Consider the following 13,677-nt stretch of genomic DNA (forward strand, 5'->3'; position numbering starts at 1 on the left):
TTTATTTTGTCGTTGATAAGATTCTCAGACATTGGAATGCTACTTTAGTGGTGTCTGCGTTATCATACAACCCAATAAATACGCCACATGGGCTCTGGTAACAGTTCGTTACAAATAAGTATAAATTTGGAACTTTCACTTGCTTCGCTTATAGATTCTTGGTAAAAAGTCAACGCCTTAAAGCAATGTAGTAATATTTCACTGTAAATATAATTGTACATCTGTATTTTTTGCCCGGCTCTGCTTTAATTATTAAAAAGGTTGAGGCCTTGTTGAAGCGGCATTGAAATGACTTTCACCCAATAAGAGCGACCCTATGATTAAGGACACTATTAACAATATTCACGTTAGCGCAGAGAAGGTACTGGTAACGCCAGACGCGCTGGCGGCAGAACTTCCCGCCTCAGAAAGAGGCCTGGAGGTTATCCGACAATCCCGTCAGATCATTTCTGACATTATCCACCGTCGTGATCATCGCTTACTGGTGGTGTGCGGCCCATGTTCGATTCACGATATTGAAGCGGCTAAAGATTATGCACTGCGACTGAAAGAGCTGCACGAATGCTATAAAGACACCCTGTATATCGTAATGCGCGTGTATTTCGAAAAGCCCAGAACCACCACCGGCTGGAAAGGGTTAATTAACGACCCGCATATCAACGATACCTTTGATATTGAAACCGGTTTACGCAAAGCGCGTGAATTACTGATCTGGCTTGCCGAGCTTGAACTGCCGGTTGCAACAGAGGCACTGGATCCTATCAGTCCACAGTACCTGGCGGAGCTGTTCAGCTGGAGCGCTATTGGTGCGCGTACCTCAGAGTCACAGACTCACCGCGAAATGGCCAGTGGTCTGTCAATGCCGGTAGGCTTTAAAAACGGTACTGACGGTAGCCTTGATATTGCGGTAAACGCTTTACGCTCAGCAGCGTCATCTCACCGCTTTATGGGGATCAACAAACAAGGGCAGGTGAGTATTATCGAAACTGCCGGTAACCCCGATGGTCATATTATTTTGCGTGGTGGTAAGCAACCTAACTATGATTCGGTATGTGTTTCTGAATGCGAAGAATGGATGGACAAAGCCGGCCTTACTGCTGGTCTGGTAGTGGATTGTTCACACGCTAACTCCAACAAGGATTATCGTCGTCAACCGCTGGTGGCTAAGAATGTGGTTAATCAGATCCTTGAGGGCAACCAGTCGATCATCGGTATCATGCTGGAAAGTCACCTTAAAGAAGGTAACCAGAAGTCTGACGGTGTCGATTTTAAAGATCTCGAATATGGAGTGTCGATTACCGATGGCTGTATTGACTGGGAAACCACCGAAAGCCTGCTGGATCAAATGCGTGACAAACTGATTACTGTGCTACCATTGCGTCAAAACAAGCGTACGGAATTAGCCTAATCTATGTCACAGAACGACCACGAACAGTTTGCTCAGCAACTGAGTGAATTACGTCATGGCATTGATGAGCTGGATAACCAGCTCATCGACATTCTCGCAAAACGCGCCGAACTCACCAGTAAAGTGGGTGAAGTCAAAGCCAAAACCGGCATGCCCATTTATGTGCCGGAACGGGAAGCGCAAATGCTCGAAAAACGCCGGGAACAGGCTGCAGAACGCGGTGTTTCCGGGTCGTTAATCGAAGATCTCATGCGCCGTATTATGCGTGAATCCTACCATACTCAGAACAATCGCTACCGGTGTATTAACCCGGGCATAAAACGGGTTGTGGTTATCGGTGGAGCCGGCGCACTGGGTAAAGTGTTTGTCGGTCTGTTCGAGCGTAGTGGTTACAATGTAGAAATTCTCGAAAAAGACGACTGGAGCCGGGCCGACAGCCTGTTTGCTGAAGCCAGTCTGGTGCTCGTCTCAGTGCCTATTAACCTTACTGTCGACGTGGTGGCCAAACTCAATAGTTTGCCTGAAGACTGTATTCTGGCTGACATCACCAGTATCAAACATAAGCCGCTGGATGCCATGATGCAGGCTCACAAAGGGCCGGTTGTCGGGTTACATCCAATGTTCGGACCGGATGCGCCGGGTATGATCAAGCAGGTTGTGGTGGTATGTCACGGACGCGGAGCGTCGCACTACAGCTGGCTACTGGGGCAAATGAAAACCTGGGGCGCCACGCTGTTTGAGGTCACTGCTCAGGAACACGACAAAGCCATGGCGTTTATTCAGGTTATGCGTCATTTTAACACCTTTGTTTACGGTGCCCATTTGGCCGGTGAAAACCCTAACCTTAATCTGCTTACTCAGCTCAGTTCACCTATCTACAGGCTGGAACTGGCGATGGTTGGACGCCTTTTTGCTCAATCCGGCCAACTTTATGCCGATATAATCTTTAATAACCCTGAAAACTTTTTATTATTAAAACGCTTCCACCAACGTTTTGGTGAAGCATTGTCTATTCTGGACAAAGGAGACAAAGCCGAATTTATTCGCCAGTTCAACGGCATTGGTGAGTGGTTTGGTGATTACGCAAAAACCTGCCTGGTAGATAGTAAACGCCTGTTGCTAAAAGCTGATGATGACCAAATGCTGAGAACCTGAGAAGTGCCCTGTTTGGCACTTCTCAGATAAAAATTACCCTGCCGTCAGCGCTTTTGATGCCGCAACCTTAGTGGGGTTAATTTCTTCACTGGGGTAGCAACCCAGCACCTTCAGGTAACGGGTGATGCGCTTGAGCTCAATCAACGCACTCTGCACCGGTCCATCCTGAGTGTTACCTTCCACATCAATATAAAATAACTCTTCCCACGGGTTACCCGGGATCGGACGGGATTCCAGTTTAGTCATGTTGATGTTGTTTTCTTTAAGCACCATCAAGGCCTCAACCAGAGCGCCCGGCTTTTGCACGGTCGACATAACAAATGTGGTTTTAGCCGGTACCTGTAACGGTACCACTACCGGCTGTTTGGCCACTACGATGAAACGGCTGTGGTTTTCTTTCTGGTTAGCCAGGTTCGACTTGATGGCAAACAGGCCATACAGATTACCGCCGGCTTCGCTGCCGATAGCCGCCACATCGTCACGGTTCAGTTCACTCACCTTTAGCATGGCCGAAGAAGTGGCATCCATGGTTTTTACTTCAACATTACCCAGTTCGGCCAGGAAGTGGCTGCACTGAGTGAACACCTGAGGGTGTGCATAGAGCGTTTTGATATTGGCTAGCGTGGTTTCTTTGGCAACCAGCAGGGAATGCTTGATAGCGTGAGTCAGTTCGCCAATGATGCTTAATTCGGTATTCTGCAGTTGGTCATAAACCTCGTTAATGCTGCCTGAGGTAGTGTTTTCTACCGGCAGCACGGCGTAATCAGCTTCATTATTTTCTACTTTACCAACCACTTCGCGGAAGCTCTGGCAGCCCAGCTCTAACAAGTCGCCAGGGCGACGGGAAAAGTACTTCTGGGTGGCCAGGTAGCTGTATGAACCGCGATCACCTAAAAACGCTACACGGTTAAGAGGCAGGGCGCTGCCGGGGTTGGCTCGCTCGGCCAGCATCGCCTGCTGGTTTAATACCGAGTCTTCAATGATCACATGAAAAATCTGCGTGATGTAGTGGGCATCTAGTCCTTTTTGCTGACCTTCTTTAATCAGCCGAATCAGCAATTGCTCTTCGCGAGCCTGGTCGCGCACCGGAATATGGTGTTTGATTTTGGTTTCAGCAACCTGGTTGGTCAGGCCACGACGTTCAGATAGCAAGCTGAGTAGCTCGGTATCCAGCGCTGTAATACGCTCTCTAATTTGATCTAATTCAGGGGCAGACATAAATTCTCTCTTAACACTTCAGGCAAAAAAAAACCTCCCGTAGGGAGGTTTGTTCGCACGCGCTACGTATCCTCCCTCAGATGAAGGTGATAAACACGAAGAAGCGAGCGATGATGTTTGGATTACATAATTTCATACCGGTACTTTATTTCGCCACTGGCTGACTGTCAACCCATTTTTACGCGTGAGGTAATATTATTCATGGGTATTTCTTGACAGGCTTAGTCACTCAGCAGCGCCGCCAACATGGTTCTCACTTCCGCCGGTTCAAAGGGCTTGTCACACAAAGCGTTGACACCGGTTTGCTGGATATTGGCCATGTGAACACTGTTAGCGGCTTCGGAGGTCACCATAATGATCGGGATATGCGACGTTTCCGGATTAAAGCGAATGAACTCGGATAGTTCCCGGCCGTCCATCTCTGGCATGTTGTAGTCGGTAACCACCAAATCAAAGGGTTCGTCTTTAATCAGCGTTAACGCCATGGCGCCATTTTCTGCCTCTTTAATTTTTTGCAGCCCCATGCCCTCTAATACCCGGCGAATATGATTTCTGGCCAGCTTACTGTCATCTACCAGCAGTACGCGTACTTCATGGATGTCAAACAGGTCGAGTTCGAGTTCGTCGGTGTTGAGCAAATCCAGGCTGGCATTCAGCGCCCGGTGCAAATGAATTGTTTCAAACGGTTTCGGCAGGATAGCCGCCACACCGGCTTGTTTAAATTCTTCAAGCTTGCTGGTGCGGGATTCACTGGACACCAGCATAAAAGGAATATGCTTATAAGAAGCATGTTCTTTGGTAAATTTGAGTAAATCCAGCGCCGTGCCGTCTTCAAAATACATGGCGCTGACAATCAGGTCGGCACCGTGCAGCTCAACCACTTTTGTGGCCTCAGCAATGTTGGCTGCGGTGTCGATTTGCTTCACATTTTCTTTTGTGAGCATGCCGGAAATAATCTTACGCTGTGTATCGGAAGGCTCTACCAACACGATATTCAGATCTGAGATTGATAACTTTTCCATTCAAATTCTCTTCGTTGTGTATTCTGGTTGTTATTATATTGACGTTTGGATTAGTACTAACCACCTGCCACTTTGGATTTGATACCCTGCTGTTCAAGTAATTGCTGAATTTTATCCCTGGCGTCAGTTTGCAGCTCAATGGTGCCGGCCTTAACCGCGCCACCACAGCCACATTTTTTCTTTAATACAGTACACAGCGCTTTTAATTCATCAGCATTTTGGTCGAGCCCGGTAATGATAGATACCCCTTTACCTTTGCGACCTTTGGTTTCGCGCTGAATACGGGCGATTCCATCTTTATTAACCGAGCGGGTGTCCGCTGCTTGCCGGGACTGATCGACTTTACCGCCATCAGTGCTGTAAACGAGTCTCGAATTTTGCATACTTTGCTGTAACTCTTTAAAACTGGACTACAATCAAATAAGCCGAAGTGGTTGTAACAACTTATTCTGCAGTGGATAAATTAACGCGTTGCTAGTATTAATAGTAGCAAACGCCAGTTGTGAGTGGGAGCACAAATGAGTATAAAAGCTGAAGTTGTCAATGATTCGACCTTCAACATTAAAATTGGTGAGCGGTTTGACTTCTCGTTGGTAACCGAGTTTCGTAATACCTACGAAGATCTCGATCCCCGGGTAAACCAAATCGACATTGATTTATCAGCCACACAGTATATGGATAGTTCGGCTCTGGGCATGTTGCTGAATATGCAAAAAGTACTGGCAGAGCGCCAGTTAACCTACCGTATCCTGAATACCCGACCACAAATAGCGCGGATCCTGCAAATTTCGCGATTTAATAAAAAGTTTGATATTCAATAGAAGCGGGTAGTGGTCTCTGCATGATAAAAATCCTGATAGTTGACGATGAAGAAATCAACCGCATTATGCTGCGGGAAATACTCATTGAAGCGGGCTACAGTGATTTTATCGAAGCAGGCAATGGCCTGGAAGCGGTTGAAGTAGCCCGGCGGCATAAGCCGGATATTGTCTTGCTCGATGTGATCATGCCGGGGATGTCGGGCATAGAAGCAGCCCCGCAAATCAAAGCCTCGTCACCGGATTGTTATTTACCCATCTTGTTTATTACCAGTCTGGATGACGAACAAAGCCTGGTAAAATGCCTGGAAAGCGGCGGCGATGACTTTATTTCCAAACCCTTTGAAAAAATCATCCTGCATGCCAAGGTAAAAGCCCATGAGCGAACCCGGCAGCTGAGTCTGGAAATTCAGGATAAAAACCAGTCGCTCACGTATTTCCAACTGGAAGTGGAAAGAAATCACCATATTGTTGAGCATATTTTTGATAATGCCATTGGTCGCAATCCAATAACCACGGATTATTTCGATTTTTATACCCAGCCTGAAGCACAATTCAACGGCGATCTGTTTTTATGTGAGCAAAGCCCCTCCGGCGGGGTTTATTTGTTTATCGGCGATTTTACCGGTCATGGTCTGGCTTCGGCGATTGGCGCTATACCGGTTGCCCAACTGTTTACGGCCATGACATTAAAAGGCCTGGCTGTGGGCGAGATGGCCTCAAGGCTTAATCGCTTGCTGGTTAACTTATTACCTGCTGATATGTTTTGCGTGGCCAGCATCCTCGAGATTCATGCTAACGGCAAAAATTTTACGCTGTGGAGCGGTGGCCTGCCCAGGCTGGCAGTGAAAACACCAGAGCAGGAGATTCGACTGCTAATTGATCCACAGCATATGCCGCTGGGCATTCTCGAAGATCACGAGTTTGACAACCAGACCCAGAATTTTGAAACCGAGTGGGGCGATACCTTACTACTCTACACTGATGGCCTGATGGAAAGTCATCATAAAGAATTAGGGATGCTTGGCGAGGAAGGGGTGGAACAGTGGTTTACCCGCAACAACCAGGTAAATGCTCAGTTATTGGTCGATAAGGCAGAGCTCTATCGCGCCGGAGCTGCGGCTGAAGATGATATTACCATTGTCTTGTTCAAGAGCAGGCCATTTCAGTTTAAACTCCCGGAGCTGCTGGCTGAGCCAATTCCGTTTAATCTGTCATTTCATTTAACCGCGCAACACATTAAAGACGCTCAGGTGATCGACCAGGTCGTTGCTATCGTAAACAGTATTCCGGGTCTGGCCGCGATACGTTCTGAGCTGTTTACTGTTATCACCGAGCTTACCAACAATGCCATAGAGCATGGCATTCTGGGCTTATCATCAGACCTGAAAGCCGAACCGGAAGGGTTCATTGAATATTATGAACAGCGCACGGAAAGAATTGAGCAGTTGGAGCAGGGCGATATCTGGATTACCGTGGAGCGGCTGATGCCAGAAAACGTGTTGGAAATTAGTATGCAGGATAGTGGCCCTGGTTTTGACGCGGCATCGCTTAAAAATTGCGAAGATGAAACCTTTGGCCGCGGTTTCGTGCTGATAAAAGAATTATGTCAGTCCTTGCAAATATCCGGTTCTGGCAAGCAAATCAAAGTAATACTACCCATTGCTCCCATTATTGATGATGCCGATATCCCCAGTTAGGTTCAGTGCTACAAAACGCAGGATTAACGAAAGATTTCCTGGCTCAGTTCGCGGTCAAATTAATGAACTAATGGACAATAGCAAAGCGGAGTAAAGCATGTTGAAATCCATCCTGAATCTGTTTAAAGATTCACCAGAAGTCAGCCAGAGCCCTCATCAGGTGGAGATCGCTACTGCGGCGTTATTGAGTGAGGTGGTCAGAGCAGATAGCCTGTCCGATGAACGTGAATTGGCTACACTTAAACAACTAATTCGCGAAAACTTTGATCTGACTGAAGAAGAGATAACAAATATTGTCAGTGTGGGTGAAAAACGTTCAGAAGAAGCCGTAGATTTAGTACAGTTTACCAAAGCATTAAATGAAGGAATGAGTGCTGAACACAAGGAGCGGGTGATGAGAGGGTTATGGCAGATTGCTTTCGCAGATGCAACGCTGAGCCCGGATGAAGAACATATAATACGTAAGATTGCCGACCTGCTTTATATTCCTCATAGCCGTTTCATTAAGGCAAAGCTGGAAGTGCAGACCACGAAATAAGATGATGAGATAACCTTTATAATGTTCAGTAGTATCCGAACGGCGATGGCCGTGATATTGAGCATCGTTGTGATGACATCTTCAACATGGGTGCTTTGGCTCGCTGTTGCTGAACATGAAGAACTTTTTCTCGAATCGCAGAAGAACAACCTGTTCGCGCTAACCCGCAATATGGCTAACGACTTGGTGCCCTACATGGAGCAGACCGAGAGGGATAGTTTTGCGCTGAGTATCGTGTTGTTGAGGCTTGAGCCGTACAATAATGTGATCAACGCCACTATTTATGACAACGAGTATAACCAGGTTGAGCATTACGTAGGGCGCGGCGCACGCCGAACTGAGCAGGGCTTACAGGACCCGCCGATAGATCCGTCAGTGTATGAACTGGGAATTAACATTGAACAGGGCAAACTGATTAGCCTGGAACGTATCGGTGAACAGGCTTTCCCGGTTGGCTATCTGTTGATCGTAAATGATCTGAACACCAGCCTGGCAGAAAGCCGCCGCTCATTAATTTTCAGAACAACACCCTGGGTGGTACTGCTTCTGACTGCGACTATTTTTCTTTCTTTAATAATGCTTCGGCGCTCCTTTAAGCCGTTGGAGCTGTTATCCCGTTTTACCCAGATGGTCATCGACTCCAAGGATTACACCTCCCGTCATGATGTGCAGGGTACCTCAGAAATCAAGCGTCTTGGCGAACACATCAACCGCCTGATGGCGACCATTGAAGATGAACTATCAATTAACCAGCAGCAAACTCAAACATTGATGGAGCAGCAGGTCACCATGACCCGGCTGGCCAACTTTGACAGCCTGACCGGTTTACCTAACCGGCAGTTTGTAATGGATACGATTCGAATTGAACTGTCGCGGGCAAAGCGTGCAGACAGCGACCTGATCCTGATGTTTTTCGACCTTGACGGCTTCAAAGGTATCAACGACTCTTTAGGTCATGAAACCGGCGATATGATCCTGATCGAAGTGGCTGAAAGGGTGAAAGCTATTCTGCGTGATGGTGATATTCTCGCCCGGCTGGGCGGTGACGAGTTTTTAATCATCCCGGACCGCGATGTTACTGAACTGAATATGGCCACCGTATCGGAACGGGTATTGTCGGCATTTGCAGAGCCTTTCAAACTAAAAGGCCTGTCGCTGAGAGTTGGCGTGAGTATTGGCGTGGCGAAAGCCCGCGAAGCCGGTTACGACCTCAGTCAACTGGTGAGTAATGCCGACCTTGCCATGTATCGTTCAAAAGCGCGGGGGCGGGGTGTTTATACAATATTCGACCCTGAGATGTCGGAATCTCATAAGCGCAAGATCCTCATCGCCAACAGCATAGAAGCGGCGATAGAAGAAAACCAGTTCAGCTTACATTATCAGCCTAAAATTAACCTGAATGGCGAGATTGATTCGCTGGAGGCGCTAATTCGCTGGCACCATCCTGAGTTAGGTCCGGTCATGCCCTCTGAGTTTATCCTGGTCGCTGAACAGGCGGGTAAAATTACTTCTATTACCCAGTGGGTACTTAATCAGGCCAGTAAGGAACTGGCCGAGCTGATGAGTATCTACACACCTAAAATACGCCTGGCGATCAATTTATCGGTGCATGATTTGCGTCATAGCGAGTTATTTGACTGGATATATAATGCGTTTCAGGCTCACTCCGTCAATCCGGAGAATGTGGAGTTTGAGGTAACTGAGTCTGCCTACCTCGACAACTTTGAAACCAGCGAATCCTTATTTAAGCGCTTGCACAACCTCGGTTGTACCATCGCATTGGATGACTTTGGCACCGGCTACTCGTCGCTAAGCTATCTGACCCGGATTACGATAGATACCCTCAAAATTGACCGTCAGTTTGTGATGGAGCTGGATACCTCTGAACGCAGTCGGTTGGTGACTATCTCGATTATCGATCTGGCGCGGCGGCTGTCACTGAAGATTTGCGCCGAAGGTGTGGAAACGATTTCGCAGTGGGAATACCTTAAGGCGTTAGGCTGCGACACGCTACAGGGATACCTGTTCAGTAAACCCCGGCCATTAGCCGACATTAAAAACCAACCGGACTATCAGCGTCAGGCTGGTTAGTTACTGCGCAGAGCTGCGATAAATTATCTTAATATCTTCGGGTAATGGCGTGCCTTCCGGCAGATACCCTATGGTGTCTTTTGAAGACTCTATCATTAAAATCAGCTCATCAATACTGTCTGCGGTCTCTGGCCGTTGTTGCCGACCGCTGAAGCGCATTTGCGCCCAGTATGCCTGGATCCGTGACTCGGTGAGTCCGATGACCCTGATGTTAAAAATCGAGCGGGCCACTTCTCCCGGCGACAGTGCAATGGGTGTTACGTCAGGCAATGCCAGATTACTCATAAACAGGTTTCTCAGTTGAGATTTACTGATGGTATTAATGGATGAGTCCTGACGCGTTATAACGACCACATGATCACTGCTTTTAGCATGAGTCGCTAGGCAATTGACTAACAGACAAGTTAAAAGGAATAAACGTTTCATCAGAACACCCACTCCAAAGCCACCTGATATAGCGTGGCAGAATTGTCGAAGTCAGCATTTTTTACTTCAAAAAAGGCTCTCTGCTGGCCTTGTCCGCGCAAGAAGGATACATCGCCTTTGATAGCGAAGTGGGCGTTAAAATCGTAGCGCATGCCAATGGCAATACTGTTCAGTGAGTCACGGTTAAACTGGTCAAAAATCGATTCGTAAGCGGTAGATAAAACGTCTAACTCTGGCGAGAGTCCAAGGGGGATCTCATTTGTAGGCTCAGGATATGAAACTGACGATGTCGCCAGAGTAACATGGTAAGTCATAGGCGGACTGTAGATGCCGGTTGTCAGGTAAGCGCTGAGCATAGCCGGAAATGCCGATGGCTCGCCTATGAGTTTCATCACCTCAGCTTCTGCAAAATAATCAAAGCTATGATATGACAGACCAGCAGTTAACACTTCTACTTTGCCTTTCGGTGACAGGGAGTCTGCCGACACACTATAACCAGCAGACTGCAGAATTGAGCGGAAATCATCCAGCTCCTGCAGGGTCACATCGATATCGCCACGATGGAAAGCCAGCGTAAACTGCAGATTCTGACGATTTATCCGACCAATAAAACCATGCAGATTCGTTACATCGGGTTTTACCTGTACATCGGCAATTTCGTATTCATCGTTATAACTGCCCCAATAGGCTTCAATGGATGCCTGTATGTCTTCGTTACCAAACCGATAATTAACATTCACCCCTTCATAGGTAGGGAACAGTACACCGTTGTAAAGTTGCTGAGGCGGGTTTATCCAATGATAAGCAAAACCAACATTAAGCACGTCGGAATAGTGGAAAAAAGGCGTACGCTGTTTTCCGGCACGAAACTGCCAGTTGTCATTGAGTTGATAGGTCAGGTATAACCATTCTACACCAGATTCCCGATCTGAGTTACTGTGAGCCAGTAATTGCGAGGTGACGCTGAGTTTATCAGTTGCCTGCCAATCGAGCTGCAATGCTGCCAGAGACTGACTGTCAAACTTGAACTCATCGGTGTAATCAAGATAAGCGGCATCGCCGGTATCCAGATAGCCGCCAATAACACGGCCGAAACCGGACACCTTAAACCCGGAGGCCAGCTCCACATCCGCCTGGCTTGCAGCCGGGACAAGCATAAAAAAGGTGCTAAGCAGGCAGACAACAGGAGATAAATGCTTTTTAAACCACATCATCATTTACCAAACATACTGATGCATTAAAAGTAATCCAAGCCCTGGGTTTTCACAAGTTTACTCGCGGCTTTATTTGCTTTATCTGCGGGGCTGCGAGCATTGAAAGTAGCTTGGTGGCTTTACCGTTATTACAAAAACGCTGCTAACGAGCGGGCCTTTCTTGCAAAGAACTGTTGCTTAATAGCAACAAATAAGTGTTGTCAGAACGCCGAAATATCTGGTGATTATATTTAAGTATATGAAAAGTATATAAAATGATGTTTTGGTACGAGTTCTGCTCTGGTAAGGAAACATAACCGAATAAAGACAATAAGCGGAGACAGCCATGCGTACTATTATTCTGGCCTTAGCAGCGGTAACAACCTTTTCAGCAGCAGCGATTCCAACCAGTCAGGAATTCATGGAAAAGATGGACTCTGACGATGATGGATTTATTACCCTGCGCGAAGCAGTAAAAAACACCGATTTGTTGCGCGAGTTTGGTGACATCGATATCAACGAAGATGGCAAAATCAGTGAAGCCGAATTAATCAGTTCAGATTATGGCCGTGAAGTACTGTCGCTGTCAGTGTAAATCAGCGTTTTGCAGCCATTTAGTCCGGTGAATTTGCCAAATAGGCGTTAACACGTTGTCGAACTCTCAACGCTATGCGATGCTTGCGTCACGTTTAATAGATAGTGGTTCGCTCTTGCGTTTAGGGTCGTTACGTCAGCTCATTATCGGCAGCTTTTTAGTTGCCCTCATCCCGTTGGCCGCCTTGTTGTGGCAAAGTCATACTGACTTAACCAGAGTTAGTCGGATGACCATTGATGAAACTCAGCAAATAGCGGGTATCGTCTCGAAAGTGCAACAACTCGAAAGTGCCAGCGTGGTGCTTGAGCGTGCTTTGCGCCAGTATCAGGTACTTAAAAACGACGTCGCGGAACGGTTGGTGCAAAATGCGTTAATACGTTTTGATGAACGCTATGCGGCATTGTGTGATGCTAAGGTCAGCGTAGATGGCTGTGAATCGGTAAATACTGTTCTGGCCGAACTTAAATCTTTGTCAGCCTTTACCAGCGAAGCCGATTTAGCGCCCGGGCTGGGACGTTTGCGCACAGCGCTGGTGGATGTTCACGAAAGTGTGGATGATGCCATTGAGGCGCGCTTAACGGTACAGCGCCAGGACGTGGCAGACATGCAGGCTAAGCAGTCCTGGCTGAGCGCATTGTTAGTATCGGTATCGCTGGCGCTGATTTTGTTAGGCAGCCAGTTGGTTATCAACCCGGTGCGTAAGTTAAAATTAATCATCCGCATGCTTGCCAGACAACAAGGCCGATTGCCGCCGCTGTCGACCCGGGCACCCAAAGAACTGGTCGGTGTAGAGAAAGATCTTCACTGGCTGGGCGAGCGGCTGGCGCAACTGGAGCATATTCGCACTGCACTGCTAAGACACGCCGCTCACGAATTAAAAACCCCGTTAGCGAGTATAAAGGAAGGGTGTGCTTTACTTACTGATGGCACGGTGGGGGCATTATCCGAACCCCAGCAAGAGGTAATGAGTTTACTGGCCAGCAGTACGTCGCGGTTAAACACGTTGATCGAGAAACTGCTGGATTACAATCTGCTGTTGCAGCAGGCCCAGGCCAGTTTTACCCGCGTCGATGTGGAACAAATGGTTAGTCAGTGTATCGAAGATTATCAGTTGGCCTTGCAGAACCATAAATTAGCGGTGAATATTGAAGCCAGCACGATCAGCGCAGACGCTGAACTGTTGCGCCGCATATTCGATAATTTGTTGTCTAATGCCGTGGCGCATGGTGCGTTAGACAAAACCATTTACATCCGGGTAGCTGTTGATGATGGTACCGCGCTGATCGACGTAGCGAATCACGGTAACAAAATCCCCCCGGAAAAAATTAGTAATTTATTTGAACCCTTTGTGCGGGGCGATGGTGCCCGGAACGATAATGTAATAGGCACCGGACTGGGATTGTCCATTGTGGCCGATTGCGCCAGGATCATGCACGGAGAAGTAAATGTGATTGACGTAGATTACGCCGAGGTTTGTTTTCGGGTTGTAATCCCTCAGCAGGAAGACCAATAA

Annotated in this window: 13 protein-coding genes; 8 read left to right on the top strand and 5 right to left on the bottom strand. The window is 47.5% G+C overall.

Features of this window, described 5'->3' with window-relative positions:
- Nucleotides 1-316 precede the first annotated feature (316 nt).
- Nucleotides 317-1,408, top strand: coding sequence for a 3-deoxy-7-phosphoheptulonate synthase (locus AC566Q_RS09200; protein WP_105936072.1), 1,092 nt, complete (start codon nucleotides 317-319; stop codon nucleotides 1,406-1,408).
- A 3-nt stretch (nucleotides 1,409-1,411) separates the two neighbouring features.
- Nucleotides 1,412-2,563 carry a bifunctional chorismate mutase/prephenate dehydrogenase gene (tyrA, locus tag AC566Q_RS09205; protein WP_105936071.1) on the top strand — a complete coding sequence of 384 codons (1,152 nt, stop codon included), beginning with the start codon at nucleotides 1,412-1,414 and terminating at the stop codon, nucleotides 2,561-2,563.
- A 33-nt stretch (nucleotides 2,564-2,596) separates the two neighbouring features.
- Here the strand turns inward: tyrA and pheA are convergent, their stop codons facing one another.
- From pheA to AC566Q_RS09220, 3 genes are all read right to left on the bottom strand, one after another.
- Nucleotides 2,597-3,781 carry a prephenate dehydratase gene (gene pheA, locus AC566Q_RS09210; RefSeq protein WP_105936070.1) on the bottom strand — a complete coding sequence of 395 codons (1,185 nt, stop codon included), beginning with the start codon at nucleotides 3,779-3,781 and terminating at the stop codon, nucleotides 2,597-2,599.
- A gap of 221 nt (nucleotides 3,782-4,002) precedes the next feature.
- Nucleotides 4,003-4,803, bottom strand: a complete 801-nt coding sequence (locus tag AC566Q_RS09215) for a response regulator (protein WP_499616007.1) — start codon at nucleotides 4,801-4,803, stop codon at nucleotides 4,003-4,005.
- 56 nt (nucleotides 4,804-4,859) lie between these two features.
- Nucleotides 4,860-5,186 carry an SUI1 family translation initiation factor gene (locus AC566Q_RS09220; protein ID WP_123324160.1) on the bottom strand — a complete coding sequence of 109 codons (327 nt, stop codon included), beginning with the start codon at nucleotides 5,184-5,186 and terminating at the stop codon, nucleotides 4,860-4,862.
- 135 nt (nucleotides 5,187-5,321) lie between these two features.
- On the opposite strand from AC566Q_RS09220, the gene AC566Q_RS09225 reads away from it, so the two are divergent.
- The 4 genes from AC566Q_RS09225 to AC566Q_RS09240 all read left to right on the top strand — a co-directional run bounded on the left by AC566Q_RS09225 (nucleotide 5,322) and on the right by AC566Q_RS09240 (nucleotide 9,950).
- Complete coding sequence (locus AC566Q_RS09225; protein ID WP_105936067.1) at nucleotides 5,322-5,624, top strand: STAS domain-containing protein; 303 nt, start codon at nucleotides 5,322-5,324, stop codon at nucleotides 5,622-5,624.
- Nucleotides 5,625-5,644: 20 nt separating this feature from the next.
- Nucleotides 5,645-7,321, top strand: coding sequence for a fused response regulator/phosphatase (locus tag AC566Q_RS09230; RefSeq protein ID WP_105936066.1), 1,677 nt, complete (start codon nucleotides 5,645-5,647; stop codon nucleotides 7,319-7,321).
- Between the two features lie 97 nt (nucleotides 7,322-7,418).
- Complete coding sequence (locus AC566Q_RS09235; RefSeq protein WP_105936065.1) at nucleotides 7,419-7,859, top strand: tellurite resistance TerB family protein; 441 nt, start codon at nucleotides 7,419-7,421, stop codon at nucleotides 7,857-7,859.
- Nucleotides 7,860-7,931: 72 nt separating this feature from the next.
- Nucleotides 7,932-9,950, top strand: a complete 2,019-nt coding sequence (locus AC566Q_RS09240) for a putative bifunctional diguanylate cyclase/phosphodiesterase (protein ID WP_499616012.1) — start codon at nucleotides 7,932-7,934, stop codon at nucleotides 9,948-9,950.
- Here the strand turns inward: AC566Q_RS09240 and AC566Q_RS09245 are convergent, their stop codons facing one another.
- The gene (locus tag AC566Q_RS09245) at nucleotides 9,951-10,304 is read right to left on the bottom strand and encodes a hypothetical protein (RefSeq protein WP_146129616.1); all 354 of its coding nucleotides are present in this window, start codon (nucleotides 10,302-10,304) and stop codon (nucleotides 9,951-9,953) included. It abuts the gene before it with no gap.
- 71 nt (nucleotides 10,305-10,375) lie between these two features.
- The gene (locus AC566Q_RS09250) at nucleotides 10,376-11,593 is read right to left on the bottom strand and encodes a hypothetical protein (RefSeq protein ID WP_499616015.1); all 1,218 of its coding nucleotides are present in this window, start codon (nucleotides 11,591-11,593) and stop codon (nucleotides 10,376-10,378) included.
- A 322-nt stretch (nucleotides 11,594-11,915) separates the two neighbouring features.
- Between AC566Q_RS09250 and AC566Q_RS09255 the strand changes: the two genes are divergently transcribed.
- Both AC566Q_RS09255 and AC566Q_RS09260 read left to right on the top strand, forming a co-directional pair.
- Nucleotides 11,916-12,164 carry an EF-hand domain-containing protein gene (locus tag AC566Q_RS09255; RefSeq protein ID WP_105936062.1) on the top strand — a complete coding sequence of 83 codons (249 nt, stop codon included), beginning with the start codon at nucleotides 11,916-11,918 and terminating at the stop codon, nucleotides 12,162-12,164.
- A 55-nt stretch (nucleotides 12,165-12,219) separates the two neighbouring features.
- On the top strand, nucleotides 12,220-13,677 hold the full coding sequence (locus AC566Q_RS09260; RefSeq protein ID WP_499616019.1) for a sensor histidine kinase: 1,458 nt from the start codon (nucleotides 12,220-12,222) through the stop codon (nucleotides 13,675-13,677).

The organism is Alteromonas sp. H02 (assembly GCF_059682525.1).

Coding starts and splice junctions, on each gene's coding strand:
- AC566Q_RS09235 (WP_105936065.1), top strand. CDS start 7,419: ATGTTGAAATCCATCCTGAATCTGTTTAAAGATTCACCAGAAGTCAGC.
- AC566Q_RS09220 (WP_123324160.1), bottom strand. CDS start 5,186: ATGCAAAATTCGAGACTCGTTTACAGCACTGATGGCGGTAAAGTCGAT.
- AC566Q_RS09215 (WP_499616007.1), bottom strand. CDS start 4,803: ATGGAAAAGTTATCAATCTCAGATCTGAATATCGTGTTGGTAGAGCCT.
- pheA (WP_105936070.1), bottom strand. CDS start 3,781: ATGTCTGCCCCTGAATTAGATCAAATTAGAGAGCGTATTACAGCGCTG.
- AC566Q_RS09200 (WP_105936072.1), top strand. CDS start 317: ATGATTAAGGACACTATTAACAATATTCACGTTAGCGCAGAGAAGGTA.
- AC566Q_RS09255 (WP_105936062.1), top strand. CDS start 11,916: ATGCGTACTATTATTCTGGCCTTAGCAGCGGTAACAACCTTTTCAGCA.
- AC566Q_RS09225 (WP_105936067.1), top strand. CDS start 5,322: ATGAGTATAAAAGCTGAAGTTGTCAATGATTCGACCTTCAACATTAAA.
- tyrA (WP_105936071.1), top strand. CDS start 1,412: ATGTCACAGAACGACCACGAACAGTTTGCTCAGCAACTGAGTGAATTA.
- AC566Q_RS09230 (WP_105936066.1), top strand. CDS start 5,645: ATGATAAAAATCCTGATAGTTGACGATGAAGAAATCAACCGCATTATG.
- AC566Q_RS09250 (WP_499616015.1), bottom strand. CDS start 11,593: ATGATGATGTGGTTTAAAAAGCATTTATCTCCTGTTGTCTGCCTGCTT.
- AC566Q_RS09240 (WP_499616012.1), top strand. CDS start 7,932: ATGACATCTTCAACATGGGTGCTTTGGCTCGCTGTTGCTGAACATGAA.